28 protein-coding genes are annotated in these 25401 nt (G+C 63.2%); 18 read left to right on the forward strand and 10 right to left on the reverse strand.

The window, feature by feature from the left end; genetic code table 11:
• Positions 1 to 13 precede the first annotated feature (13 nt).
• On the reverse strand, positions 14 to 784 hold the full coding sequence (locus tag ACPPVP_RS20115; RefSeq protein ID WP_426537360.1) for an alpha/beta hydrolase: 771 nt from the start codon (positions 782 to 784) through the stop codon (positions 14 to 16).
• A 211-nt stretch (positions 785 to 995) separates the two neighbouring features.
• Here ACPPVP_RS20115 and ACPPVP_RS20120 point away from each other — a divergent pair, with 211 nt between their 5' ends.
• Positions 996 to 1964 carry a cupin domain-containing protein gene (locus ACPPVP_RS20120; RefSeq protein WP_426537362.1) on the forward strand — a complete coding sequence of 323 codons (969 nt, stop codon included), beginning with the start codon at positions 996 to 998 and terminating at the stop codon, positions 1962 to 1964.
• A gap of 173 nt (positions 1965 to 2137) precedes the next feature.
• The gene (locus ACPPVP_RS20125; RefSeq protein WP_426537364.1) at positions 2138 to 3400 is read left to right on the forward strand and encodes a serine hydrolase domain-containing protein; all 1263 of its coding nucleotides are present in this window, start codon (positions 2138 to 2140) and stop codon (positions 3398 to 3400) included.
• Positions 3401 to 3502: 102 nt separating this feature from the next.
• On the opposite strand, the gene ACPPVP_RS20130 is transcribed toward ACPPVP_RS20125, so the two are convergent.
• On the reverse strand, positions 3503 to 3976 hold the full coding sequence (locus tag ACPPVP_RS20130) for a VOC family protein (protein WP_426537366.1): 474 nt from the start codon (positions 3974 to 3976) through the stop codon (positions 3503 to 3505).
• A 353-nt stretch (positions 3977 to 4329) separates the two neighbouring features.
• On the opposite strand from ACPPVP_RS20130, the gene ACPPVP_RS20135 reads away from it, so the two are divergent.
• Positions 4330 to 4764, forward strand: coding sequence for a GFA family protein (locus ACPPVP_RS20135; protein WP_426537368.1), 435 nt, complete (start codon positions 4330 to 4332; stop codon positions 4762 to 4764).
• A 78-nt stretch (positions 4765 to 4842) separates the two neighbouring features.
• Here ACPPVP_RS20135 and ACPPVP_RS20140 read toward each other — a convergent pair whose 3' ends face one another.
• Positions 4843 to 5832, reverse strand: a complete 990-nt coding sequence (locus ACPPVP_RS20140) for a tripartite tricarboxylate transporter substrate-binding protein (RefSeq protein WP_426537370.1) — start codon at positions 5830 to 5832, stop codon at positions 4843 to 4845.
• A gap of 187 nt (positions 5833 to 6019) precedes the next feature.
• Here ACPPVP_RS20140 and ACPPVP_RS20145 point away from each other — a divergent pair, with 187 nt between their 5' ends.
• From ACPPVP_RS20145 to ACPPVP_RS20180, 8 genes are all read left to right on the forward strand, one after another.
• Complete coding sequence (locus tag ACPPVP_RS20145) at positions 6020 to 7381, forward strand: NAD(P)H-dependent oxidoreductase (RefSeq protein WP_426537372.1); 1362 nt, start codon at positions 6020 to 6022, stop codon at positions 7379 to 7381.
• A gap of 88 nt (positions 7382 to 7469) precedes the next feature.
• Entirely contained in the window at positions 7470 to 7901 is a 432-nt protein-coding gene (locus tag ACPPVP_RS20150; RefSeq protein WP_426537374.1) for a nuclear transport factor 2 family protein, read from the forward strand.
• Positions 7902 to 7982: 81 nt separating this feature from the next.
• The gene (locus tag ACPPVP_RS20155; RefSeq protein WP_426537376.1) at positions 7983 to 8675 is read left to right on the forward strand and encodes a helix-turn-helix domain-containing protein; all 693 of its coding nucleotides are present in this window, start codon (positions 7983 to 7985) and stop codon (positions 8673 to 8675) included.
• Between the two features lie 169 nt (positions 8676 to 8844).
• The gene (locus ACPPVP_RS20160) at positions 8845 to 9507 is read left to right on the forward strand and encodes an SRPBCC family protein (protein WP_426537378.1); all 663 of its coding nucleotides are present in this window, start codon (positions 8845 to 8847) and stop codon (positions 9505 to 9507) included.
• Entirely contained in the window at positions 9507 to 9869 is a 363-nt protein-coding gene (locus ACPPVP_RS20165) for an ArsR/SmtB family transcription factor (RefSeq protein ID WP_426537380.1), read from the forward strand. The genes ACPPVP_RS20160 and ACPPVP_RS20165 overlap by 1 nt, the downstream gene beginning before the upstream one ends.
• Before the next feature lie 751 nt (positions 9870 to 10620).
• Positions 10621 to 11172 carry a carboxymuconolactone decarboxylase family protein gene (locus ACPPVP_RS20170; RefSeq protein WP_426537382.1) on the forward strand — a complete coding sequence of 184 codons (552 nt, stop codon included), beginning with the start codon at positions 10621 to 10623 and terminating at the stop codon, positions 11170 to 11172.
• 8 nt (positions 11173 to 11180) lie between these two features.
• The gene (locus ACPPVP_RS20175) at positions 11181 to 12602 is read left to right on the forward strand and encodes an amidase (RefSeq protein ID WP_426537384.1); all 1422 of its coding nucleotides are present in this window, start codon (positions 11181 to 11183) and stop codon (positions 12600 to 12602) included.
• Between the two features lie 49 nt (positions 12603 to 12651).
• Positions 12652 to 13380, forward strand: a complete 729-nt coding sequence (locus ACPPVP_RS20180) for a class I SAM-dependent methyltransferase (RefSeq protein WP_426537386.1) — start codon at positions 12652 to 12654, stop codon at positions 13378 to 13380.
• 525 nt (positions 13381 to 13905) lie between these two features.
• Here the strand turns inward: ACPPVP_RS20180 and ACPPVP_RS20185 are convergent.
• Positions 13906 to 14403, reverse strand: a complete 498-nt coding sequence (locus ACPPVP_RS20185) for a peptide deformylase (protein WP_426537388.1) — start codon at positions 14401 to 14403, stop codon at positions 13906 to 13908.
• Between the two features lie 148 nt (positions 14404 to 14551).
• Here ACPPVP_RS20185 and ACPPVP_RS20190 point away from each other — a divergent pair, with 148 nt between their 5' ends.
• Positions 14552 to 15766 carry an MFS transporter gene (locus ACPPVP_RS20190; RefSeq protein ID WP_426537390.1) on the forward strand — a complete coding sequence of 405 codons (1215 nt, stop codon included), beginning with the start codon at positions 14552 to 14554 and terminating at the stop codon, positions 15764 to 15766.
• Positions 15767 to 15809: 43 nt separating this feature from the next.
• Here ACPPVP_RS20190 and ACPPVP_RS20195 read toward each other — a convergent pair whose 3' ends face one another.
• Positions 15810 to 16433: a CGNR zinc finger domain-containing protein gene (locus ACPPVP_RS20195; RefSeq protein WP_426537392.1), complete on the reverse strand. Its 624-nt coding sequence runs from the start codon at positions 16431 to 16433 to the stop codon at positions 15810 to 15812.
• A 164-nt stretch (positions 16434 to 16597) separates the two neighbouring features.
• Here ACPPVP_RS20195 and ACPPVP_RS20200 point away from each other — a divergent pair, with 164 nt between their 5' ends.
• The 3 genes from ACPPVP_RS20200 (at position 16598) to ACPPVP_RS20210 (ending at position 19090) form a co-directional block, all read left to right on the forward strand.
• Positions 16598 to 17290 carry an alpha/beta fold hydrolase gene (locus ACPPVP_RS20200; protein WP_426537394.1) on the forward strand — a complete coding sequence of 231 codons (693 nt, stop codon included), beginning with the start codon at positions 16598 to 16600 and terminating at the stop codon, positions 17288 to 17290.
• Between the two features lie 84 nt (positions 17291 to 17374).
• Positions 17375 to 18229 (forward strand): alpha/beta fold hydrolase, encoded by an 855-nt coding sequence (locus tag ACPPVP_RS20205; RefSeq protein WP_426537396.1) that lies wholly within the window; start codon positions 17375 to 17377, stop codon positions 18227 to 18229.
• Between the two features lie 90 nt (positions 18230 to 18319).
• Positions 18320 to 19090 carry an SDR family oxidoreductase gene (locus tag ACPPVP_RS20210; protein WP_426537398.1) on the forward strand — a complete coding sequence of 257 codons (771 nt, stop codon included), beginning with the start codon at positions 18320 to 18322 and terminating at the stop codon, positions 19088 to 19090.
• A gap of 46 nt (positions 19091 to 19136) precedes the next feature.
• Here the strand turns inward: ACPPVP_RS20210 and ACPPVP_RS20215 are convergent, their stop codons facing one another.
• The 4 genes from ACPPVP_RS20215 to ACPPVP_RS20230 form a co-directional block, all read right to left on the reverse strand.
• Positions 19137 to 20117, reverse strand: a complete 981-nt coding sequence (locus tag ACPPVP_RS20215) for a thioredoxin family protein (RefSeq protein ID WP_426537400.1) — start codon at positions 20115 to 20117, stop codon at positions 19137 to 19139.
• 2 nt (positions 20118 to 20119) lie between these two features.
• Positions 20120 to 20821 carry a cytochrome c biogenesis CcdA family protein gene (locus ACPPVP_RS20220; protein WP_426537402.1) on the reverse strand — a complete coding sequence of 234 codons (702 nt, stop codon included), beginning with the start codon at positions 20819 to 20821 and terminating at the stop codon, positions 20120 to 20122.
• Positions 20822 to 20849: 28 nt separating this feature from the next.
• The gene (locus ACPPVP_RS20225) at positions 20850 to 21251 is read right to left on the reverse strand and encodes a cupin domain-containing protein (protein WP_426537961.1); all 402 of its coding nucleotides are present in this window, start codon (positions 21249 to 21251) and stop codon (positions 20850 to 20852) included.
• A 79-nt stretch (positions 21252 to 21330) separates the two neighbouring features.
• The gene (locus ACPPVP_RS20230) at positions 21331 to 22023 is read right to left on the reverse strand and encodes a VOC family protein (RefSeq protein WP_426537404.1); all 693 of its coding nucleotides are present in this window, start codon (positions 22021 to 22023) and stop codon (positions 21331 to 21333) included.
• A 297-nt stretch (positions 22024 to 22320) separates the two neighbouring features.
• On the opposite strand from ACPPVP_RS20230, the gene ACPPVP_RS20235 reads away from it, so the two are divergent.
• Together ACPPVP_RS20235 and ACPPVP_RS20240 are read left to right on the forward strand one after the other, a co-directional pair.
• Positions 22321 to 22854 (forward strand): MarR family winged helix-turn-helix transcriptional regulator, encoded by a 534-nt coding sequence (locus ACPPVP_RS20235; protein ID WP_426537406.1) that lies wholly within the window; start codon positions 22321 to 22323, stop codon positions 22852 to 22854.
• Positions 22855 to 22951: 97 nt separating this feature from the next.
• Positions 22952 to 23647, forward strand: coding sequence for a GNAT family N-acetyltransferase (locus ACPPVP_RS20240; RefSeq protein WP_426537408.1), 696 nt, complete (start codon positions 22952 to 22954; stop codon positions 23645 to 23647).
• A 35-nt stretch (positions 23648 to 23682) separates the two neighbouring features.
• On the opposite strand, the gene ACPPVP_RS20245 is transcribed toward ACPPVP_RS20240, so the two are convergent.
• The gene (locus ACPPVP_RS20245; protein WP_426537410.1) at positions 23683 to 24138 is read right to left on the reverse strand and encodes an SRPBCC family protein; all 456 of its coding nucleotides are present in this window, start codon (positions 24136 to 24138) and stop codon (positions 23683 to 23685) included.
• A 118-nt stretch (positions 24139 to 24256) separates the two neighbouring features.
• On the opposite strand from ACPPVP_RS20245, the gene ACPPVP_RS20250 reads away from it, so the two are divergent.
• Positions 24257 to 25336, forward strand: a complete 1080-nt coding sequence (locus ACPPVP_RS20250; RefSeq protein ID WP_426537412.1) for an adenylate/guanylate cyclase domain-containing protein — start codon at positions 24257 to 24259, stop codon at positions 25334 to 25336.
• Positions 25337 to 25401 lie beyond the last annotated feature (65 nt).

A 25401-nucleotide genomic window follows, 5' to 3' on the forward strand; every position in this document is an offset into this window, starting at 1 on the left:
GGGAGCGGTAGCGTCACTTCGCAAGCGCGGCCTTTTCAATCGTCGCGGCGACTTCTTTCGCATGAACGACGAGCGAAGCATGGCTCCCGGCGACTTCGGTTATCTCGGCCTTCATCGCGTCGGCGAAAAATTTCTGCGCCTCGGGGGCGATCACCTTGTCCTTGGTGGTGATCACGTAGAACGTCGGTTTGTCGCGCCAGGCAGCCGTATCGACCGGTGCCTCGAACGCCACGTGGTTCAACGGAAGCTGGTGGTTTGCCAGAGATTCGGCGATCTGCGGGGGAAGGTCAGCCGCGACAGCCGAAGGAAACACCTTGGGATCGATGTAGAGGTTGCCCTTGGCGTCAGGATGAATCGCCGCTGAGCCCTCGGTTGGCGGGCCGCTGTTGGCGAGGGCCGCCAGAGATTGTCCCACGTCAGGCGCGAAAGCGGAGACGTAGACGAGCGCCGAGACCTTGGGATCGTTGCCGGCTTCCGTGATGACCACGCCGCCCCAGGAGTGGCCGACGAGAACGGTCTTGCCATTCTGCTTCGCCAGCGCTTGTTTGGTGGCATCGACGTCAGCGGTCAGGGAGGTGAGCGGATTTTCGACGAGCGTGACGTTGTAGCCCTTCTTCGTGAGGATGTCGGCAACGGGCTTCCAGCTCGTCTGGTCGACGAAAGCGCCATGGACGAGGACGATATTGTGAGCCGCCCCCTTGGGCAGTTCAGCCGACTGGGCGGGCGCGGCAAATGCCGCGCCGGCCATGACGGCGGCAACGGTTGAGAGGAGAAAATTTAGCATTGATAGCTCCTGTTTGATAACGGACGACGCGAGGTCGGGGGATGGGCGGGCGCTTCAGCAAAGTTGCGGTTTTCCATCTGCCGCTTTGAAAAATGGACGACCGCACGATGCGTCCGCGCTTCGGCAGGAGGTAATAAGAAGGCTTCTCGGTCAGTAGAGCTCAATCGTCCAAGTATTGTGTCGGATCGTCCGCGGGATTAGGATCATCGCTATGGACATCCTCGCCGAAGTACTCGACCGCGTTCGCCTCGGCGGGACTCTGCTCTTCCACTTCGAACTCGGGCATCCCTGGAGCTTGGCGTTGCCACAACGCCCCTACGCCCTGTTCCATTATCTTAGTCGTGGCTCAGCCTCAGCGACCCTCGGATTCGAACAGGGGCGAGAACTCCGCATGAGCCCGGGCGATTTTGTTGTCATCTCACGCGGCGAGCCCCATGAGATTTATTCGGATCGCCGGACAAAACCATTTTCGGTTCTCGACCTCGATCGGTCGTCCGCGCATCTTGGCGTCGTCCGTCACGGCGGTAGCGCGCAGCCGTATTCGACAATGATCTGCGGCAAGTTCACTGTAGCGCGGCCCTCGCGCGGTAGCGTGTTAGAATTACTTCCGCCCGTGCTTCTCCTGAAGCCGACGGAGGAAGGTGAGTGGCTCGAGGCGATTCTGCGACGCATGGTGAGCGAGTCGGCGCGTGAGCGTCCCGGCCAGGGCGTCGCGCTTTCACGACTGACGGAAGTGCTCTTCGTCGAGGTGTTGCGAAGCTGGATCAAGTCTCTCGGTCCCGGAGAAGGCGGATGGCTTGGGGCGATGGCGGACCCGCACATCGGACCGGCGCTTCAGTTGATCCACGAACAGCCGGACCGGCCATGGACGCTCGACGACCTCGGGCAGCGCGTGGGGCTGGGTCGCTCGGCGTTTTCGGCCCGCTTCACCAAGCTCGTCGGCCAGTCCATGTACCGCTACCTGATCGTCCGCCGGATGGAGGAGGCTGCGTTTCTGCTCGAATCAAGCGACGATGGGATTGCGCGGATCGCGACCCGTGTCGGCTACGAGACCGTGGCCGCATTTTCGAAGGTGTTCCTTCGACATCACGGCCTGTCGCCTGGCCGTTACCGGGCAGTTCGCCGCTCCGGCGACGACGGCAAGCAAGAGGACGTTCTGGAAGCAGAAGTCGCCGATTGATCTCGACCAGGCTGACGTCCAGGCCGTCTCGTCATCTCGCTGCCGCATATAGCTGCACTAATGCGAGCTACAAACTCTGCTCGCCGCGCCGGTCACCCCCGCTCAAACGCCGGCTGCGCACTGCATGCCGGCATGTTACGACTCCCGCAATCGTCCCTCCGGAGCCCGCCTTCATGTCCGTCGCGACCGCAGCCAGCCAGACCGTCACTCCGACGGCCGCCGAGACCGATCCTGAAGCACTCGGCTTCATGCAAGGCTTTCCGCCGCCGCCGGACAAGACCATCACCTTCCACAACGGCTCGTTCCGCAGCTTCCCCGAATTGCGTTGGGCCTGGAGCAATATCCGCCAGCTCGTGCCGACCGTGAATGTCTGGCGCGGGGCAGGGCCCGCGTCGGCGCTGCCGCGCCAGGAGCACGATATCGGTGCGTCCGCGTCGGTCACCATGGACGGGCGGCCGATGACGTTTGCGCGCATGCTCGAGGAAACCTATGCCGACGGCATCGCCGTGCTGCACCGGGGCAAGCTGATCTACGAGCGCTATTTCGGCGCGCTGAAGCCGCACAAGTCGCATATCTCGATGTCGGTGACGAAATCGTTCACCGGCGCGCTCGCGGGCATCTTGGTGGCGGAGGGCAAGATCGATCCGCAGGCGCCGGTCACCGACTATGTCCCCGAGCTGAAGGCCAGCGCGTTCGGCGATGCGCGCGTGCACGAGGCGATGGATATGACGACGGGCCTCGAATACACGGAAGTTTATACCGACAAGAATTCCGGCGTGTTTGGCCTGCGGCGGGCGAACGGCATGGCGCCGATCGAGCCCGGCTATGAGGGCGCCACCAACATTTTCGATTTCCTGTGCGCGCAGAAGAAGCAGGGCGAGCACGGCAAGGCCTTTGCCTACAAGACCGTCAACTCCGACGTGCTGGCCTTTATCTGCCGGCGCGCGAGCGGCATGACGCTGTCCGATCTGCTCTCGGAGCGCATCTGGATTCCGATGGGTGCGGAGGAGGACGCGCATTATCATGTCGACCGCATCGGCACCGAAAGCGGCGGCGGCGGCCTGTCGACCACGTTGCGCGATCTCGCCCGCTTCGGCGAGACGATCCGCAATCACGGCCGCTTCAACGGCCGCCAGATCGTGCCGTCCCAGGTCGTCGAGGACATCGCGCGCGGCGGCGATCCCGCAAAATTCAAGCCGGCCGGCTACACGACATTGCCCGGCGCGTCATACCGCAATCAATGGTGGGTCACGCACAACGCACACGGCGCCTTCATGGCGCGCGGCGTTCACGGGCAGGGCATCTATGTCGATCCGAAAGCCGAGATGGTGATCGCCCGCTACGCCTCGCACCCGGCCGCCGGCAACGTTGCCAACGACCCCGTGACGCTGCCGGCTTACATGGCGCTGGCGAAGGATCTGATGGCGGGCGGCTGATGCCCGGCTCCGTAGCCCGGGCGAGCGGAGAGACCTCGGGACCGCTGTTCCCGCATATCGCTTGCGCTCATGCGGGCTACGATCCCTGACGCCCGCTTCGTCTTAGCCTCGCACCGCGGCCTCGATCTTCGCGACGTCGATCTTCCCCATCGGCATCATCGCCTCGAAGGCGCGCCTGGCGACGTCGCCGCCCTTGGCCATCGCGTCGGTCAGCACGCGCGGGGTGATCTGCCACGAAAGGCCCCATTTGTCCTTGCACCAGCCGCAGGCGCTCTCGACGCCGCCATTGCCGACGATCGCGTTCCAGTAACGGTCGGTTTCTGCCTGGTCGTCGGTCGCGATCTGAAACGAGAAGGCCTCGCTTTGCTTGAACATGTCACCGCCGTTGAGGCCCATGCACGGCACGCCGCACACGGTGAACTGCACCGTCAAAACCTGGCCAGCCTTGCCGCCGGGAAAGTCGGATGGTGCTTTATGAATAGAATCGACGCTGCTGTTCGGAAACGTCTTTGCGTAAAACTGTGCGGCTTCTTCGGCGTCGCGATTATACCAAAGGCAGATCGTGTTCTTGCTCATCCGGGCCTCTCCTTGATTAGCCGCGCAGGGCGGCGATGACGGCTGGCTCCGGCAAAGGACGTTCGAACGACCGGCGTCCCGACATCACCACCGAATTTTTTTCATGTGCCCGGGAGGCGGAAAGATCTGGGCGTTGTCTGGGTTCCGCTTATTAAGCCCCGCGGCGGGCACGGTCTCCAGCAGGTTGGCGGTGAGGCAGCCAGCCGTAGCCCGGGTGAGCGCAGCGACACCCTGGACCGCTGCTCCCGCATATCGCTACGCTCATGCGGGCTACGGACCCCGCTGTATATGCGAAGCCTCGAGCTGTATAGAGTGCCCGCGAGAGCGGCTCTTGAACGGGAGACACAGGCGACATGGTGGACGGCAAAAAAGTGCGGGCTGGCCAGTGCCATTGCGGCGCGGTGCGTTTCGAGGCGACGCTGAGCGACGGCTTCAACTCGATCCTCCGCTGCACCTGCTCCTACTGCCGGATGCGGGGCGCCGTCGTCGTCATGGCCGAAATGGGCGGGGTCAAGATCCTGCAGGGCAAGGACGCGTTGACGACCTACCGCTTCCACACCGGAGCGGCGCAGCACTTCTTCTGTTCCTGCTGCGGAATCTACACCCATCATCAACGGCGATCGAACCAGAATTCCTATGCCGTCAACGTGGCTTGCCTCGACGGGGTAAGCCCGTTCGATTTTCCCGAGGTGCCGGTCACCGATGGCGTCAATCATACGAACGACACCGGCAAGCCAACGCGTCGCGCCGGCACGCTCCGTTTCATCCCGGCTGATCGGGAGTCGTAGCCCGGGCGAGCGAAGCGACCCCGGGGACTGCCCCCGCATATCGCTAACGCTCATGCGGGCTACGAAATAACGTTCGCATCAATCCGCAATGCTGATCTTTGCGTCCGTAATCACCTTGGTCCATCGATCGACATCGCCCGCAACAAGGTTCCTAAGATAGGCCCGCGACTGCTGCTCGGGCGCGGGCGCCACGGCGCCAAGCTTCTCGAGCCGGCTGATCGTGTCCGGGTCAGCCATCGCTTTCGCATAGGCAGCATGGATCTTCGTCATGATGTCGTCTGGCAATCCCTTCGGCGAGAACAACGCCGTCCATGCATCGGCCTGATAGGCTTTCAGGCCGCTTTCTTCTGACGTGGCGGTGTCCGGAAGCACCTTCGAGCGCTGCGGAGAGGCGACGACGAACGCCTTGATCGTGCCGGACGAGACTTGCGGGGCGACGGTAATCACCTGGTCGCACGAATAGTCGATGGCTCCGCCGAGCAGATCGTTCATGAGCGGGCCGTTGCCACGGTAGGGGATTTCGGTGGGCTTGGTTCCGACCAGCGCATTCAGCAGGGTGCAGGTGAGGTGAGCGTTGGATCCGATGCCGGAATGGCCGACCTTGAAATCAGGGCCCTTCTCCTTCATCAGCCCGATGAATTCCTGGAATGTCGTCGCCGGCAGATCCTTGCGGCCGAACACCACGATCGGCGCCGAGGCCATCAGGCCGACCGGCTCGAAATCGGTTCGGGGATCGTATTTCCGTTTCTCATACAGCGCGTAGGACGACGCATGGGTTCCCATGTGGCCGGTAAGCAGCGTGTAACCGTCGGGCGCGGCTCTCATGACGCGGATCGAGCCGATGGTGCCGCCGGCGCCGGCCACGTTTTCGATGATGATCGGCTTGCCCAGCTGCCTGGACATGCCTTCCGCGACAATCCTTCCGATAACGTCGGTAGCGCCGCCTGCCGCAAATGGCACGACCATGGTGATGGCCCGGTTCGGGTAGTCTGTCTGTGCTGATGCCAACGGGGCCGTCAACAGGCTGAATGCCGATGCAACCAGCGTCAGAGCCGTCACCCTTCTCATTCCAGTTCCTCCCTTTTATTGTTGGTCGATAGACACGACCGCTTGTTTGCAGGCGAATGCGCTTGGGGCCACCGGGTCATACTATGTTCGTGGCGATTTTGGCAGGCTTATTGTATCGAGATGGTTGAGATCGTCGGCGGCGATGAAACCATCTTTGTGCGAACACCGGCGGACCAGGAGAGATATCGTGAACCTCTACGCAAAACTCCTCGCGCGCGAAGCAGAGCGGCGCCCCATCAGAGTCGGATTGATCGGCGCTGGCAAGTTCGGCGCGATGTACCTGCATCAGGCGCCGCGCACACCTGGCGTGCACATCGTCGGCATCGCCGATCTGTCGCCATCGCGTGCGATCGAGAACTTGAAGCGCGTCGGGTGGACCGAGGAGCGGTATGGCGCGGCTTCCCTCGATGATGCGTTCAAGCATGGCACGACGCACCTCACCGGCGACTGGGAAGCGCTGGTCAAATTCCACGGCGTCGACGAGATTGCCGAGTGCACCGGCAATCCGGTGGCCGCGGTCGAACACTGTCTGGCGGCATTTTCGGCCGGTAAGCCGATCATCAACGTGACGGTGGAGGCTGATGCGTTCTGCGGACCAATCCTGGCCCACAAGGCGAGACAGGCGGGTGTCATTTACAGCCTTGCCTACGGCGATCAACCGGCCTTGGCCTGCGATCTCGTCGATTGGGCGAGGGCATGCGGCTTCCCGGTGGTGGCAGCCGGTCGCGGGCACAAATGGCTGCCGCAATACCGGGAATCGACGCCCGAAACGGTCTGGGATCACTGGGGGCTGACCGCCGAGCAGGCGGCGCGCGGCGGCATGAACCCAAAAATGTTCAATGCCTTCCTCGACGGATCGAAGCCGGCGATCGAGTCGGCTGCGATCGCCAATGCGACCGGGCTGCAGGCGCCCTCGCAGGGCCTTGCATTCCCACCGGGATCAGTGGACGACATTCCCGCGCTGATGCGTCCGCGCTCCGAAGGAGGCGTCCTCGAGGCCAAGGGGCAAGTCGAGGTCGTGTCCTGCCTCACGGCCGACGGCGTCCAGATTCCGAACGACATCAGAAAAGGCGTTTGGGTTTGTTTTGAAGGCGACAGCGAGTACATCCAAAATTGTTTCCAGGAGTACAATGTCGTGACCGATCCGAGTGGTCGTTACATGAGTTCCTACAAGAAATGGCACCTGATTGGTCTGGAGCTCGGCATTTCGGTCGCCGCCATTGCGCTTCGCGGTGAGCCGACGGGGGTCGCAACATGCTTCAATGCCGACGTTGCAGCGACCGCCAAAAGGAATCTGCGGGTGGGAGATACGCTCGATGGGGAGGGCGGGTACACCGTGTTCGGAAAGCTTGCGCCCGCCGGCACGTCACTGGCAAAGGGATATCTGCCATTGGGTCTCGCCCACGATGTGCGATTGGTCCGGCCGGTCGCCAAGGACGCCTGCATCACCTGGGCCGATGTGGCGATCGACGAGACGCTGCCTGCCGTTCGCGTTCGCAAGGAGCAGGAGGCGCTCTATTCGTCGGCGGCGATAGCGAAGCGCGCCTGACGGACTGAATGACCGCGGTCGCACGTTTATTCAACGCGAAAACGTCCGCACGCGCTAGTTTTCGTCCCCACTTGAGGGAGGAAAACCAATGACAGCCACAGCGCTTGCAAAACACGCAACGCCGCTTCGCGATGTGTTCGAACGCTATCATGTCGGCTGGGAGACCAGGAACCCGGACCTGATCGCCTCGCTCCATTCGGAGGACACGGTCTTCCATGTCCATGACGGGTCCGACGCCGTCCACGGGCGCGAGGCCTTGCGGCAGCGCTGCATTGATACCTTCGAAAAGTTCGACTTTTCGTTCGAGATGGGCCGCAGGCTCTACGGCGACGATCACTGGGTGTTCGAATGGACAATGGTTCTTGCGCTCAAGGAGCCGGGCGGTGCGCCGTTCACGGCCAAGGTCGAGATGCTCGATGTCGTGACGGTCAATTCCCGCGGCGAGGTGACGCGCAAGGACGTCTACATGAATGGTGGTGAAGCGCAGGCCGCGTTCGCCCGGGCCGGGATAAAGCGCTAGGATGCGCTGGATGCATCCGACGCCATATCGTGCGGCTTGAGGATTTGCGCCAAACCACGGAGTTGCCGATAGTAGGGAGCCATGCCGTTCGGGGAAACGCCTTTCACCAGCACGATATTGCCGATCGGGGTCCCGCGCCTCGCGGCGCATCCGAATGTTGTGATGGCCGTGCTGGCGGGGCGGGACGGACCGATCACGGTCGAGCATGCAGGCGGGAGCGTCACCGGTGACGTCCTGCTGGTCCGGCCGGGGATCGTTCACAGCGTTTGGCTCGGTCGAGGTGCCGATGTCGTCTACCTCAACGGGCTGACATTTCCGTTCGAGGCGCCGCTGGCCGTCGCGCTGAAAGGCATTTTCGAACAGCTGGCGCGCCGATCGATCGGCGGCGATTCCTGCGCGACAGAGGAATTGCGGGAAAGGCTCGCATTCGCAACCGACCCGCTTCCGGCGAAAGTGGCGGAGATCGTGCGGGCGATGCAGGCCGATCCCATGCGGCGGGTCTCGCAAGACGAACTGGTACGATGCCTCGACATGGAGCGGACGCGGGCGCTGCGCTGCTTCAAGGCAGCGACGGGGCTGACCTTTCGCCGGTTCAAGCTGTGGTCGGCGCTGCAGCATGCTGCGCTGAGAATGGCCGAGCGCGAGCTGGTGCGGACCGCAGCGATGGATGCCGGTTTCGCCGATACCGCCCATCTTTCGCGCGTATTCAGCAGCATGTTCGGACTGTCACCCAGCGTGGCGATTGCGGGGCTCGACGAAGGGGAACGGGAATGATGGTGACAGAAATGTAGCCCAGGTGAGCGCGGCGATACCCGGGACCGCTGTTCCCGCATGTCTGCGCTCATGCGGGCTACAAATCCGTCGCTGGCAGCGTGAATTATAAGTATTGACTTATATAAGTGAGAGACGATATTCATCCTGCCCGTAGAACAGGGAGGACAGGATGGAAATCGACTTCGCCAGGGTGTTGGGGCTGGTCACGCGCTCGGTGCGCAATTTCGAGAAAGACGGGAAAGCCGCGAGCGCCGTGACGCTGACACGGCTTTACGACACCAGCGTCGATGATCTCTGGGACGCGCTGACCAGCAAGGAGCGCATCCCGCGCTGGTTTCTGCCGGTCGAGGGAGATCTTCGATTGGGCGGAAAGTACCAGCTCAAGGGGAACGCGGGCGGGACGATCACGGAGTGCGCGCCTCCCACGCATTTTGCAGCCACGTGGGAATTTGGCGGTGCGGTGAGTTGGATCGACGTCGCTCTCGCGGCGGAGCGCAGCCAGGTGCGGTTGACACTGGAGCACACCGCGATCATCGAGGATCACTGGAATCAGTTCGGTCCCGGTGCGGTCGGCATCGGTTGGGACCTCGCCATCGCAGGCCTTGAGCGGTATCTTGCGACGGGAGCGTCGGTCGACCACGAGGCAGCCGAGGCATGGATGGTTTCTCCTGACGGTAAGGGCTTCATGAGCCAAAGCGGAGAATTTTGGCGCGCGGCGCATGTCGGGAGCGGGGTCGACCCGACTTCGGCAAAGGAACGCTCGGACCGTACCATCGCGTTCTATCGCGGCGAGCTGCCGCCCGATATCGCCCACCCGGGCACAGGAAGCTGATGCACGTCTTCGAAGTCCTTTCCGATCCGGTCCGCCGCCGCATCCTCGAACTGATCGGAGCGGGCGAAATGGCGTCCGGCGAGGTGGTGGAGGCGATCGGCTCGGAATTCGGGATCACGCAGGCAGCGGTGTCGCAGCACCTGAAGGTGCTGCGGGAGAGCGGCTTTGCAAGAGTCCGTGCGGACGCCCAACGACGACTCTATTCGGTGGATGCCGCAGGTCTTCGGGCGGTGGATGCATGGATTGGCCAGTTCAGAAGTTTTTGGGAGCCGAAGCTGGACGCGCTAGCGACGGAAATCGCGCGAGGCAAGCGCCAGCGGCGCAACGCGCCGCTATCCAAACGTACCGGGAAGAGAGCGTAGGGTCTGGACTCGATCTGCCTGCTCGCAATGTCGATGTGGAAGCAAATCACTTCGGATTTTCCGAAATCGTGTCAAGCCCGGGAATCAAAAATATTCCGCTTTCGTTCTCACCCAAATCAGTCGCACAACTTCGCCCGTCTCACGGCGGATGAGGGGCGCTCGCGAACGTCACGAACGCGCGGTGAGATGCGGTGGACGCTGAGGGCGCGATAGACGTACGCGCCGGAAGCGTACGGCGAAGTCGTGTGGTTCGGGCGCCGCGGTGCTGGCGCTAAGTCCGGGAGAGGCGAAGCTTCTCGCTGGCGACGGAGGCAAAAGAGCCGTTCTCCGGGGAGAGCACGAAGTAAGCCGTAAAGCCATTGCGCAGGGAAGGCCGGGATGCCCCCGCTGTACCTGTATGCTCGTGTGCATTCTTGCTAGCGCAAACCGCACACGGGACCTCGGGTGCAGCAAGCACCCGGTCTTCCTTGCGCCCTCTCAATCAGAAGAGGGCAAAAGAGATGCAAACCTCGGGCAGTTCATGCCGCGAGATCGCAACGTCATATTCAATCGTCGTCACCCGCGAAGGCGGGTGACCCAGTATTCCAGAGACAGCAGTGATTGGACGGATAAGCCGCGGCGTACTGGATCCCCGCCTTCGCGGGGATGACATGCGAGCTTCATGCGCAATGACATCAATCGGAGACATTGATTTGTCCGGCGTGACGGTTCAGCATCGCCTTAATACCCGACCACCATTCAGGATGAACCGATGTCACGCGTATCGATCAAGACCAAAGATGACCTGCCGGCCGCCCTGCAGCCGCTGTGGGACAAGATGACGACCTATGGCGCGTTCGAGAACCAGGCGGGCGTGATGGCGCACCGGCCGCCGATCTTCAAGCACACCTGGTCGCTGCTGGTCGATCTCGCCGACAACGGCACCTTGTCGAAGCGACATCTGGAGATCGCGCTGGTCGCGGTATCATTGCTCAACAAGTGCGACTATTGCGTCTCGCACCATGCACCGAAGCTGGCGATCCAGGGCGTATCGGAGGAAGGCGCGGACCGCCTGCTCGATTACGCGGATCATCCGGAACTCGACGCCGTCGACAAGCTTGTCGTCGAATATTCCATTGCCGTGAACAACAACTGGAGCAAGACGCGCGACGAAATCTTTGCGAGACTCCGCGAACATTTCTCCGAGGCCCAGATCGTCGAGCTGACGTGGCGCATCGCGCTCTGCGGCGCCTTCAATCGCTTCACCGACATCCTGCAATGCGAGGTCGAGCAGGGCGTCCCCGCGCGCGAAGCGGCCGAATAGCCGGTGCGATGACCGACGATTTGAACTGGCTGTCCGCCCGCGAGATGACGCGGCGCTTCGCGAGAGGCGAGTTGTCGCCGGTCGACGTGCTCGAGGCCACGCTGGCGCGGCTACACACGGTTAATCCGGCGCTCAACGCCATCTGCCTGCTGGATGACGCGCAGGGTAGGCGGCTCGCCGCGGAATCGGCGGAGCGGTGGCGGCGCGACGCGCCGCTCGGGCCACTCGACGGCGTTCCTGTCGCCATCAAAGATACGGCGCATGTCGCAGGCTGGCCGACGCGCATCGGCTCCCATTCGACGGCAACGGCACCAAGCACGGAAGATACGCCCGGCGTCGCCCGGCTGCGCGAGGCCGGCGCGGTGTTTTTCTGCAAGACGACGACGCCCGAATTCGGCTGGAAGGGCATCACGCACGGCCCGCTGACCGGCATCACGCGCAATCCCTGGGATACATCGCGCACATCAGGCGGCTCCAGCGGCGGCTCGGCTGCGCTGGTGGCGGCTGGCGTCGTGCCGCTGGCCACCGGCGGCGATGGCGGCGGCTCCATCCGGATCCCTGCGGCGTTCAGCGGCGTGTTCGGATTGAAGCCGAGCTACGGCGTGGTGCCGAATTTCCTGGGGCCCATGGGCACGCTGGCGGTCTATGGCGGCCTGTCGCGCGATGTTGCCGACAGCGCCTTGATGTTGAACGTGCTGACGCGGCCGGACGTGCGCGATTCCTTCGCCATTCCCTTTCGCGGCATCGACTATCTCGACGGCCTCGACGGCGGCGTAGCGGGCATGCGCATCGCATGGTCGCCCGATCTCGGCTTCCCGGTCGCTGATCCCGCCGTCGTGGCCGGCATGCAGCCGGCCATCGACGCGCTGGTGAAGGCCGGTGCTGACGTGCAAAATGTTTCGCTCGATCTTTCCGGTACGCAGCCGGCGCTGGAAGCAATCTGGGGCGCATCGCATGCCGCGCTGGTGCGTGATTTCGACGGCGCGCAACTGGCTGCGCTCGATCCGGGCCTGCTGCGGCTGGTCATATCAGCCCAAAATATTTCCGCGAGCGAATTGCAGGCGGCCTATGCCGAGATGCGCGCGCTGAGCCAGAAGATGCAGTTGTTTCATCAGGATTTTGATCTCCTGCTGACGCCGACCGTCCCCATCACCGCGTTCGCGGCCGGCGTCGACACGCCCGACGCTACGCGCTTCCCCCAATGGTTCGATTGGACGCCGTTGACATGGCCGTTCAACCTCACCCGTCAGCCTGCGGCCTCGGTGCCCTGCGGTTTTGTCGAAGGCCTGCCGATCGGGTTGCAGATCGTGGGGCCGATGTTCGCCGAGCCAAACATTTTTCGAGCGAGCCGCTGCGTCGAGCACGCCTGCGTCACCGGTACGCGGCCGGGCCTTGGAGCAAGCGGCCTTCCTCACACAGAAAGACAATGACTGTGATACACCGGCATCATCGCGTGGAAGTGGGGCATCAGCAGCCGCAATGAGCGACATCTACGACCCGAAATTCGTCAAGGCCGTGTTTGACCGCTGCTCGGATCGCTATATCACCTTCAGCCTGATCTGCTCGTTCGGTTTCACCGAGCGCTGGCGGCGGCAATGCGTGGCGGCGATGCCGGCGCCGCAGGCTGGCAGCGCGCGCGGCTACGATCTGATGGCGGGGACCGGCGAGGTCTGGCCGCATCTGCTGAAGCGCTTTGAAGATATCGGCGCGATCACGGCCGTCGATATCTCCTCCGGCATGCATCGCCGCGCCATCGAGCGGCTGCACGCCCACCGCGCCCACCGGATCGAATTCATCGAGGACGACGTGCTGGCAAGCGATCTGCCGCCGGAGAGCGCGGACTTCGTCATCTCCACGTTCGGCCTGAAGACATTCAATCCCGAGCAGCATGCGCGGCTGGCCGCATTGATCGCGCGCGTGCTGAAGCCGGGCGGCGTGTTCTCCATGATCGAGGCGTCGGATCCGAAGGGATGGTGGCTGCGGCCGCTATACCTGCTTCATCTCAAGGTGGTGCTGCCGATCGTCGAACGCATCCTGCTTCGCGGCGCGCAGGATTTTTCGATGATCGGCACCTACAGCACCAATTTCGGCAACGCCGCCCAACTCGCGGCCATGTTGCGCCATCACGGCCTGGAGGTGGAATTCTCGAAATATTTCTTTGGCTGCGCCACCGGTGTTGCGGGCCGCAAGATCGGGCCTAACTCGTAAGGTGGATTAGCTAAGCCGCCTACGAGCCGATCTCATGGCCACGCACGAACGACCGAAAACGATTACCGAAACTGCGGACACCGATGCACGTAGTCCCAGGGAATATCATACACGCAGGTGTAACGGAGATCGTCCGATGTCTTGGGTTGCGGAGCCACGACGACCGGTTCGTCGACCGCATACGGTTGATCATAGAACACGCCGCCGCCTGCAGGAAAGAAACCGCCTCGGGGATGGTGTTGATGCGATCGGGGGAATGACGGGAAAGCCGGACGCGCCGGAGCAACCGCCGCACCGCGCGCTGCGCCCGGATCGGCAGATGCTTCGCCCGCGGCAAGGACAAGCGCGATTGCACTGAGAGACGCGATAAACGTTGTTCTATAGGTCATGGCACTCACCCATTGGTAGGTTACCGAGCAGCATTCCCAAAACGCTAAGCCCTGCCTTTCGTGCCGGCAAAGCCATACTTAATTATTAGTTAAGACGTAATCTTAACGAGGGCGATCAACAACTTAAAGGTCGAGATCAATTCCGCGACATCTTGTCAAACCGCTTGATGAGCCGCTCCCGCTTGAGGCGGGACAGCCGCCTGATCCAGAATATGCCGTTCAACTGGTCGATCTCGTGCTGGTGGCAGACCGCGCGCAGGCCGTCCGATTCCTCGGTCTGCAGGCTGCCGCCGACGTCGTGATAGCTGATCCGGACCCGCGCATGGCGCGTTACCTCGTCGTTCACGCCGGGCATCGAGACGCTGCCTTCCCGATGCAGGATCATCTCGGGCGACGTCCAGATGATCTCCGGATTAACATAGGTCCGCGCGCCTTCGGGGGCGTCCAGGTCGAGCACCACGACCCGCTGCAAAATGCCGATATGCGGCGCGGTGATCCCGATCCCCGGCGCGGCGCGCATGGTCTCCAGCAGGTCGCTCGCCAGTTCGCGCAGCGCGTCGTCGAACGCGGTCACGGGCTGTGCCGGGACCGCCAGCCGGGGGTCGGGATAACGAATGATCGGGCGGATGGTCATGCTCGGCCTGGCATAGGTGAGTTCGATATGGCGCCATACCACCTAACAGATTGCGCCCCGAAAAAATATTCAGACAGAGCCCATCGACCTGTCGGCTCCGGCCCGTCCCGTTCGTCTTGCATCCAGAGAAATGTGTTGGAGATCGGGAATGACCAATTCTCACTATCGCTGGGTGATCGTCGCCGCCGGCGGCTTGCTGGGGTGCGTCGCGATCGGCGGCATGTTTTCGCTACCGGTGTTTTTGCAGCCGATTGCGCGGGATACCGGCTGGTCGGTCACGGGCATATCCAGCGCCATGACGATCGGCTTTCTCGCCATGGCGTTCACCAGCATGGTCTGGGGCACCTTGTCGGATCGGCTGGGACCGTTGCCGGTGGTGCTGACCGGATCGGTCGTGTTGTCGGCGAGCCTTGGGCTGGCCAGCCTTGCGACATCGCTGGTCGCCTTTCAGTTCATCTTCGGGCTGATGGTCGGCGGCTCGATCGCCGCGATCTTTGCACCGATGATGGCGACCGTCACCGGCTGGTTCGATACCCATCGCAGTCTCGCCGTGTCGCTGGTTTCGGCCGGCATGGGGATGGCGCCGATGACCATGGCGCCGCTCGCCGCCTGGCTTGTCTCACATCATGATTGGCGCACCTCGATGCAGATCGTGGCCTTGGTCGTCGGCGCGATCATGATCCCGGTCTCGCTGCTGGTGCGCCGCCCGCCGGCGCTTGATGGCGCGCCTTTCATGCCATCAGGCGTTCCGGCTCCGGCGGAGATGTCGCTGGCGCAGGCGTTGCGCTCGCCGCAATTCATCATCCTGGTCGCGACAAACTTCTTCTGCTGCGCCACGCATTCGGGGCCGATCATCCACACCGTGAGTTATGCCATCAGTTGCGGCATCCCGTTGATCGCCGCCGTCACCATCTACAGCGTGGAAGGTTTTGCCGGGCTGGGCGGCCGTATCGCCTTCGGCCTGCTCGGCGATCGCTTTGGCGCCAGGCGCGTGCTCGTGTTCGGTCTGCTGGCGCAGGCGTTCGGCGCGCTCGGCTATGTCTTCGTGCGCGAGCTCGCCGCGTTCTACGCGGTCGCGGCGCTGTTCGGCTTCATCTATGCCGGCACCATGCCGCTTTATGCCGTCCTGGTGCGCGAAAACTTTCCGCTGCGAATGATGGGTACCATGATCGGCGGCACCGCGATGGCCGGCAGCCTCGGCATGGCGACGGGTCCGCTGGCCGGCGGTCTGATCTACGACACGTTCGCCAGCTACGCTTGGCTCTATATCGGCTCGTGGATCATGGGGCTCGGCGCGTTCCTGATCATCATGACGTTCAGGCCGATGCCGGTGGTGCGGGCTGCTGCGCCAGTGCCGGCGTGAGCGCGAAGGTGTTGCGTGGCTCTATGCGCGCTGGATGCGCAGTTTAATGCTGCTCCTTCAACCGGTGTCGGTGAGCAGCCTGCTTGGCGCGATTGCCGCAGAGCGCCATGCTGCACCACCGTCGCGTCCGGCCACGCGTATGGTCGGCAAAGAGAAGCGTGCAGGCCGGTCCTTCGCAGGCCTTCACGTCTGAGAAGTCTTCCGTACAAACAAGCTGGGCCAGCGCTTCGCCGATCGGGGAGAGCAGGGCTTCCGGCGTGCGCCATCGGCGGATCGCTCGAAGCTGAAGCGGATTCTTCTCGCCCTTTGGCCCGGGAACGACCCGCTTGAAGGAATCGTCGCGCTCCAGCAAGCGATTCAGCGGCTCAAGCTCGGCAAGACTCTTCGCCGTCAGCGGACGCCCCTTGTGCTTGCGCACAAAGCCTCTGAACCACTCGCGCAGGCTCCGTGCCTGATCGGAGACCTTATCCAGCTCGCCGGGGAGGGCCTCTGCCCGAATTCGCTTGAGCGCGTCCGCAGGCGCGAGCTGCGCCTGTTCCAGCCAGTTCAGCAAGCCGTCGCCGTCATCGATCCAGTCGATCGGCGTGTCGACCGGCGTCGCGACTGAATTGAGGAAATCCAGTCCGAGCGCGTCGCCGACAAAAATCGCTGGAGGGCGCTGGTCCATCTCATCTCCTGTTCCGGGCGAGGGCCGCCGATCCCATCACCCATCCGTGATCTTGTTCCAAAGCTAACCGCCCTAACGGTCATTGACAAGTTATGCCTGGCGATAGTAACCGTCATTTATCGAATATGAAGGTTACTATTTCGGGTCCTCGAAGGAGAGCTGCGATGTCATCGAGCGATGTGACTGTTGTTCTTGCCCATGGCGCATGGGCCGATGGATCGAGCTGGGCAAAGGTCATTGGTTCCCTGGCAGCTGAAAGCATCAAGGTGGTGGCGGCGCCGCTGCCGCTGACATCGTTCAACGACGACGTCGCGGCGCTCGAACGAGCGCTCGCGCGCGTGACGGGACCAGTCGTTCTCGCTGGCCACGCCTATGCCGGGGCCGTGATCGGGGCCACACGGAACGCGAACGTGGGGGCGCTTGTTTACGTGGCCGCTCTCGCTCCGGACCAGGGCGAAACGGTTGCGGACGTTTTCTATCGCACTGAGCCGCATCCGCAGGCGCCCAAGCTCGCGCCCGACGATCACGGGCTGATCTACCTGCCTGAGGCGGCTTTCGCTGCCGCCTTCGCGCAGCATGCCACTGCCGCAGAGCAGACTCTGCTGGCGGCGGTTCAGCGGCCGATTTCGACGGCTTGCATCACCGTCGCCGTCGACCGGCCGCTGTGGAAGGACCGGCCCTCCTGGTTTCTCGTCGCGGAGGAGGACCGCATGATCGTTCCTGAAACACAGCGCTTCATGGCGACGCGAATGAAGGCGCGTGCGCGATCGCACCAGGTCGATCACGCCCCCATTGTCACGGCTTCCGGCGTCGTCGTGGAGATCATTCGTGATGCCATGCACGACCTGGCCACGTAGCAAATGCTCCGGCCGTGAAAATGGCCATGAGTCCGTAACCTCTTCAAGGTCAATTAAAAAGTTACGAAACGAAGGAGAAATCCCATGGTCGCCATCAACTATCGCACCGCCGACGTCGACGGCTGGAAGATTTTCTATCGCGAAGCAGGGCCCAAGGACGCGCCGACGCTGCTGCTGCTACATGGCTTCCCAAGCGCGGGCCACATGTTTCGTGACCTCATCCCGCATCTTGCCGATCGCTTTCACATCGTAGCTCCCGATCTGCCCGGCTTCGGACAGTCCGACCTGGTGGCGCGCGGTATGTTCGCCTACACCTTCGATCACATCGCCGAGGTCATCGACCGCTTCACCGAGGTGATCGGCCTCAAGCGCTTTGCGATCTATGTCTTCGACTACGGCGCGCCCACGGGCTTTCGGATTGCAGCAAAACGTCCAGAACGCATCACGGCGATTATCTCGCAGAACGGCAACGCCTACGAGGAGGGGCTGAGCGACGGGTGGAATCCGATCCGGGCTTATTGGGAGGACGCATCGGAGAAGAACCGCGAGGCGTTGCGCGCCCTTCTCAAGCCGGAGACGACGGTCTGGCAATACACCCACGGCGTACCCGATGCGACCAAGGTTTCGCCGGACGGCTATTCGCTCGACAACTTCTATCTGTCGCGACCCGGCGCCGATGAGGTGCAACTCGATCTGTTCGGCGACTACAAGAGCAACATCGCGCTCTATCCGGCCTTCCAGAACTATTTCCGTACCCACAAGCCGCCGTTCCTGGCGGTGTGGGGCAAGAATGATCCGTTCTTCCTGCCGCCCGGCGCCGAAGCGTTCAAGCGCGATATTCCAAACGCCACGGTGCGCTTCTTCGACACCGGCCATTTCGCGCTGGAAACCCACGCCGCCGAAATCGCGGCTGCCATCCGCGATTTCCTGCCGCGCTGACATCACAAATCGCGAAAGACGCAGCCTCCGGTCGGCTCGACCTCAAGCCGGTTCGCTGACACTTGCGCTTTGGCATCAAGGAGAATGGATATGTCGAACTCAGTAGCGATCGTCACAGGCGCCAGCCAGGGCATCGGCCGGGCCACGGCCGTCCGCCTCGCATGCGATTTTTCCGCGCTGGTCCTGGTGGCGCGGGACCGCGCTCATCTGGACGAGACGGCCGTGGCGGTGAAGGCCGCCGGCGCGGAAGCGCTGGTCGTCGACGCCGACCTGAGCCAGCCTTCGGCGGCGCAGACGGTCGTCGATCGGACGCTGGCCTCATTTGGCCGCATCGATGCGCTGCTCAATATTGCCGGCGCCGTACCGCAGATCGACCTGTTCGAGATGACCGACGAACAGTGGGAGGGGGGTCTCTCCCTGAAGCTGCACGGCGCGCGCCGGCTCACGATCGCCGCGTGGCCGGCGCTGCGGGCGACAAAAGGTTCGGTGGTGCTGATGTCGGGCAACTCGGCGCTCTTTCCGAAAGCGCCTTACGCGGCGGTGGGAACGATCAATGCCGCCATCGTCGCACTGGCGAAAGCGTTTTCCGATCGAGGTATCGCCGATGGCGTGCAGGTGAACAGCGTCCTGCCTGGTCCTGTCATGACGGGCCGCCGCCGTTCCTACCTCCAGCACTGGGCGCCGCTGCATAACATGACGGTGGAGGAGGCGACGGCCAACTTCCCGAAAGAAGCCGGCATTGCCCGCTATGGCGAGCCGGAAGAAATCGCGGAGTTGATGGCGTTCCTGGTTTCGCCCGGCGCGCGCTGGATGACCGGTTCAACGCTTCGCATGGATGGCGGAGAGGTGAAGTCGATCTGACGAAAGCGCGACGGCAGCCATTATGAATTGCGTCGCGCGCGCTTGCTCAGCCGAACGTAAAGCTGTAGGCGCTCAGGCCGGCCTTGGGCGCTTTCAGCCGCAACACGTGCTCGCCACTGGCGCCGCTGTAGAGGGAATAAAGCCGGCTTCCATCGACAGAGACCGGCGGCTGCGGCGTTCCGTCGACGATCACGGACAATGTTTGCGGCGACAGGCTGCCGGCGACCAGATTGACCTTGGGCGCATTGAAACGGAGCAGGATTTCGTCTCCGTCGGCCAACGAGGTGGCGCGATCGTCCGTCACGTTCCAGGCTCCGGAGAGGGCGAACCGGTTGGGCGGTACGTCGTCCGGCAACGCGTAGGTCCGTTCGCCGCGCGCAGCATCTTGCGTCTCGACGATGGCGCCATCGTTCTTCTCGGAGCCTAGATACATCTCGGGCGTTGCGACGGCGCTCAAGTCCGGGTCGCGCGTCGGCGCGATAGGTGCGCGATCGCCAACCAGGCGCGCGATAGCGCTTTCCATCTGTTGGTAGCCGCCTTCACCAAACTGCGTCGCGACGATCGTGCCGGACCTGTCGATCAGATACGCGGCCGGCCAGTACTGATTGCCGAAGGCGCGCCAGGTGCGGTACTGATTGTCCTGTGCCACCGGATAATGGATGCCGAGGCGCTTGATGGCGGTCTCGACATTCGCACGCTCCTTCTCGAAAGCGAATTCGGGCGTGTGCACGCCGACCACGACAAGACCTTTGTCCTTGTACTGTTCGTACCATTTGGTGACGTAAGGCACCGTGCGCAGGCAGTTGATGCACGAATAAGTCCAGAACTGAACCAGCACCACCTTGCCGCGGAGGCCTTCCGTCGTCAGCGGCGGCGAATTCAACCAGGCGGAAATTCCGGAGAACTCCGGCGCGGGTCGGGAATCCTGCCGCGTCGTTTCTTCGCCGAGCAGTGCGGATGGGCCAAACTGCGCGATGGCAAGAACGGCAACGATAGCGAGGACGATCAGGCCGAGAAGCTTGCGCATTGTCATAATCCCAGTTGCAGGTTCGGATAAAACGCTGAAAACCAGACAGCCACGATGCTGTCGTATTGCGTGTAGAAGGCCAGCGCGACGAGGAGCACCGCTAAACCGAATGTTCGCTGCAAGGCGGGGGTGTAGGGCGCAAGCTTCCGCACGTGCGTGGTCGCGTATTGTCCGCCATAGGCGATCAGCAGAATTGGGATGCCGGCGCCGGCCGCGTATGTGACAAGCAGCAGCGCGGCGCGCGCCAGGTTTTCCGAAGTTGCGATCAGCGTGAGAATGGAGCCGAGCACCGGCCCGGCGCACGGTGTCCAGAGCACGCCGAGCGCCAGCCCAACAACGAGTCCGCCTGCATTGCCTGATCCGGCGCGCGAGACGACGCCATCGGCGAAAGAGAGCAGGCCGCTCAACCTCGCCATCAGCCACTCGTATGGCCGCGGCCACAGTAGCAAAACGCCGAAGCTGCCGAGCAGGATCACGGAGACCTTCCGCAAGGTGTCGTGCGACAGGCCAAGCACGGTCGAGAACGAGCCGAACAGGATCGCAAACCCGGAAAACGTCAGGATGAAACCGGCCACGAGGAACAGCGGCCGCCGCCGGTCTTGCTGGCCAATGGAGGCGCCCAGCAGGACCGGTAGCAGCGGCAGAATGCAGGGCGCTGCCGCCGTCAGCAGGCCGGCCGCAAATGCCAACGCAATCTCGATCATGTCGAACTCTCCTCGTGGGCGGCCGCCGTCACTTCACCAGCGTGAGGAGCGGCTTGCCCTTCTCGACGATGTAGGTGGCAAGCTCACTGCCGGTGACGCTGCCGAGGTTCTTCGCCGAATGGACCGTTCCGGCAGGAATGAAGAGCACGTCGCCGGCCTTCAGCGTCACAGGCGGCTTGTCCTCGAGCTGATATTCGAGCGTGCCTTCGAGGACATAAATGATTTCCTCGCCGGGATGGGTGTGCTTGCCAAAGGCCACGCCGGGGGCGAGGTCGACGCGGACCTGGATGGCCTCGCGTCCGGGCGCGCTGAGGTCGTGCCGCTGCAGGTCGGTTCGCGTGACCCCGTTCTGCTGCGCCTGTGCGCCAAACGGCGCGAGAACGGCTCCGGCGACAAGCGCCACCATTGCTGCGATTTGTAAGTTCTTTATCGTGCTCACGTTGAGCTCCCTGGTTTGAGATCCGTCACCGGCGACCCTCGCCGCCGATGACGGTGATTGCTTCGACTGCTCATGCGGCCTGCTGTTGGCCATGCTGTTCGTTGACGATGTAGTCGGCGTACCAGTCCGGCCAATTTTCATCGTGCTTGCCGCCGTTCCGCTTCTCGTATTCGCCATGAGCCGCGGCCGCCCGGCGGAACGCGGCGGCGAGATCGGCCGATGAGGTGAACGAGGTACCGTTGCCGTCGATGCGGCCGGGCAATCGCGCGGTGACTTCCTGCAACAGCCAGCCATTGCCGTCGGGATCGCTGAACGAAGCATACGAACGGTAGCTGCCGCGTGCCGGATCCGCGCCGCTCTGCCGGACCCGTCCAAACAGATACGGCTCGTCCGGGCCAACGTGCACGTCACCGCCGGCGTGAAACGCTTCGCTGATCGCAACGCCGCGGCCGAGCAACGCACTGCGGGCAGCCTCGATGTCGGAGACCACCAGGTACAAGCCCTGCGCCGAACCCGGCGCGGCGGAGGTGACGTTCTTGCCGAAGATCACCGAGGCGTTGGAGCCGGGTGGGGTAAACTGGATCACGCGGTAGTCGTCCGGGCCGGCGAAATCGGCGTCGAGCCGCCAGCCGAGCTTTGCGTAAAACTGCTTGGCGCGTTCGACGTCAGAGACCGGGATGACGACGATTTCGAGCTTCAGGTCGACCGCCGGCGCGGCCTTGGCTTCGGCGGAGGAGGTGGTGCTTTCCTTGAGGTCTGACATGGTTCTCTCCTTGGTGTTGTGGTGGCCGGGATGTTTCCCTCACCGTGGTTGTTGACAGCGGTAGATTGCTTCGATCGCCGCGCGAATACCCTCTGTTCGGCAGACACTCTTCCGCGGCGCGAATGAATGCCTGAAATCGTCCGATCTCTTCACCAAGCGGTGTTATATCGTATACGATGTAATCGAATGCGAGCTATAAAGCGCCGGCGCACCTTGAAGTCAAGCCTTCCGATTTAATCGGATGCGATATATATCGATGTGAGACTTCACATGTTCGTGTCGGAAAGGACGCCCGCAATGAGATCGATTGAAGGTTCCCAATCCGGTTCAAGTACCGGTTCCAGGGACAATTCCAGCGACAGTTCGAGAGCCAATCAGAAACCGAAGCCGCCTGCAGGAGAGCGGCGCCTTGGCGATTTCCTGTGCTTTGCGATCTACTCGGCCAACCTTGCCTTCGGCCGGGCCTACCGGAAAGGCCTTGAGGATCTCGGCCTGACCTATCCGCAGTGGATCGCGATCGTGGCCTTGTGGGAACAGGACGGCCAGACGGTGAGCGAGCTGGGTGAAAAGATGTTCCTGGAATCCAACACGCTGACGCCGGTCCTGAAAAAGCTCGAGACCATGGGTTACCTGCGCCGCCAGCGCGACCCTGCGGACGAGCGGCAGGTGCGCATCAGCCTCACCGAGGCCGGCCGGCTTCTGCGCGAGAAGGGAATGCACATGAACCTCGTGGCCGCGACCGGATTGAAGCCGGACGAGTTCGCGCGGCTGCAGGAGACCGTCGTCACGGTGCGCGACAATCTGATCAAGGCGACGGCGGAGGAAGTGTGAAGGTCGAAGAGACGGCGTAGCTCGTTTTCAAGGTGGCGGGCATTGGCGACTGCCGCTAGCGTTGTCGTGCAATCGAAATGGGAATGAAAGCAGTCTGATGTCTGTCCACGACGCAAGCCATCCCCTCGATTATCCGATCTGGACCGCGCTGACGACCACGCAGCACGCACTTGCCGAAGGCGACGCCCGCGCGTGGCGCTATCCGACAGAGATCACGCCGTTCGCCGCGACGGCGGACATGTCGTCCGAAAGCTTTGCAGCGCTTCGCGCGTTGATGTCGCCAACGGACATCGCCGTGCTGTTCACGCCGGAAGCCGTTGAGCCGCCCGCCGGATTCAAGGTCGTGCTGGCGGACACCGGAGAGCAGTTGATAGGGACACCGGTTGAAACGCCGGCCAACGGCGTCGATATCGTCACCCTCGGTGTCGACGACGTTCCAGCGATGATCGAACTGACAACGCTCACCAAGCCGGGGCCGTTCAGCGCACGGACTCATGAACTCGGCACTTTCCTCGGCATTCGCGTCGACGGTCAGCTTGTCGCGATGGCCGGCGAGCGGATGAAGCCCGCGCAATACACCGAGATCACCGCCGTCTGCGTGCATCCATCCCATCGCGGCCGCGGCTACGGGCAGATGCTGCTCGGTGCTGTTTCACGCCAGATTGTATCGCGCGGCGAAATTCCCTTTCTGCATGTCTTCACCAGCAATCACTCGGCGATTGCGCTCTACCGGCGGCAGGGGATGGAAATCCGCCGCCGTCTCCATGTGACGGTGTTGAAGAAAGAGGATTGATCGTCCAGCGATGCGCGCCCTGACCGATATCGCCCTCACGTGTTGCGGGTGCCGCTCGGTCCCCGATCGGGCCCGGGATCCTGGCCGGCGGCCGCCTTGGTCAGCCTGTCGATATAATGGATCCAACCCTTGGCATGGCTCGCCTGCTGAGCGGCGCTGGGAAGCCCGCTATGGGTCATGCGCAACAGCGTGCCGCCATCGTGCTCGATCAGGTCGATCTCGATCAGGCCTGACCCCGGCGGCACCTCATCATTGCCTTCCCAACCAAAACTGTAGGCGAGGCGATGCACCGGCACCACCTCGCGGAATGTGCCGCGCGCCGTCGCACTGCCAACGCCCTTCAGGAGGTACAGCCCGCCGGGATGCATCTCCGTCACGGCCTCGCTGCCCATCCATTGCACGATCTTCTCAGGGTCCGTCAGGAAGGCGAACACGCTGGCGCGCGGTGCGGCGATCTGGGTCTCGCGCTGGACCACAAACGATTCAGGCATCAAAAAGCCTAGCTGCTCATCGGCATAAGGGGGCTGCAACCGTGCCAACATATGCCGGCGCGGGAATTTACCAAGTGCCGATGGTGATAATGAATTGCCCCCGCCATAAGGTCGGACCATGCAACTGAGTTCGACGCTGACATGGCTGGTTGATGCGGCCAGCGCTTCGCCAAGCGCCGAGCGGCTCCTCGCCGAACTCGGCACGCGCTTGATCGCGGACGACATGCCGCTTGCCGGCGGCGCGCTGACACTTGCTGTGCCGCACCCGCTCATCGCCCGCCGCACCTGGCTGTGGCGGGCCGGGAACGGTGAGGTGATCGAGGCGGTGGGATTTGCGCCGGCGGGGTTTGGAGGCGCGGCGAGTTCGGCCGGCGATGCGGGCCGGGTGTGGCTGGCCGGGCTTTCGAGTGGTGCTGTGCATGAAGACACCGTTGGTGCGGGAGAAGGCGGGCCGGTGCTCGGCTGGATCGGGCCGCGCCGGTTCACCGAAGCGGAAGCCGATCGATTGCGTGAGGCCGCTCGCTTCGCCGCAGCGCCGCTCGCCGCGCTCTCGGCGCGCGCGACATTGTCGGCGGCGCTGGAAGCCTATCTCGGCCGGCGCAGCGCCGCGCGCGTGCTGGCGGGGCCGCTGCGGCGCGAAGTCGGCGAGACCATTCGGGCGGTGTTGCTTTATGCCGATCTGCGCAGCTTTACCGCGCTGTCGGAGTCCGAGCCTCCCGCTGCCGTCATCGCCGCACTCGGCGGCTGGTTCGACTGCATCGGCGGCGCGGTCCACGCCTTTGGCGGCGAGGTGTTGAAATTTATCGGCGACGGCGTGCTCGCGATCTTTCCGGTCGGCGACAAGCCGCGCGAGGCCTGCGACGCGGCGCTGCGCGCGGTGGCTTCTGCGAAAGCCGGCATGGCGCATCTCGATGCGAGCCGGCGACAGCAGGGGCTGCCGCCACTGTCATTTGGCGTAGCGTTGCATCTCGGCGAAATTCTGTGGGGCAATGTCGGCGCCGCCGACCGGCTGGATTTCACTGCGATCGGTCCTGCGGTGAATCTGGTCAGCCGGCTCGAAGGGCTCTGCCGGCCGCTCGGCCGAACGGTGCTGATCTCGGGCGCAGTCGCCGCTGAGACAAGCGCGGCACTGATCCCGCTGGGAACGCATGCGCTGCGCGGTATCGCATCCGCCTGCGCCGTCTACACGGACGACTAGCGCGATCCGGAAGCCATCACGAAAACGTTAAACCGATCGGTTGACTATTCGCGCCACGCACCTAT

Origin of the sequence: Bradyrhizobium sp. McL0615 (assembly GCF_049993905.1) — a bacterium.
Classification (GTDB): Bacteria; Pseudomonadota; Alphaproteobacteria; order Rhizobiales; family Xanthobacteraceae; genus Bradyrhizobium.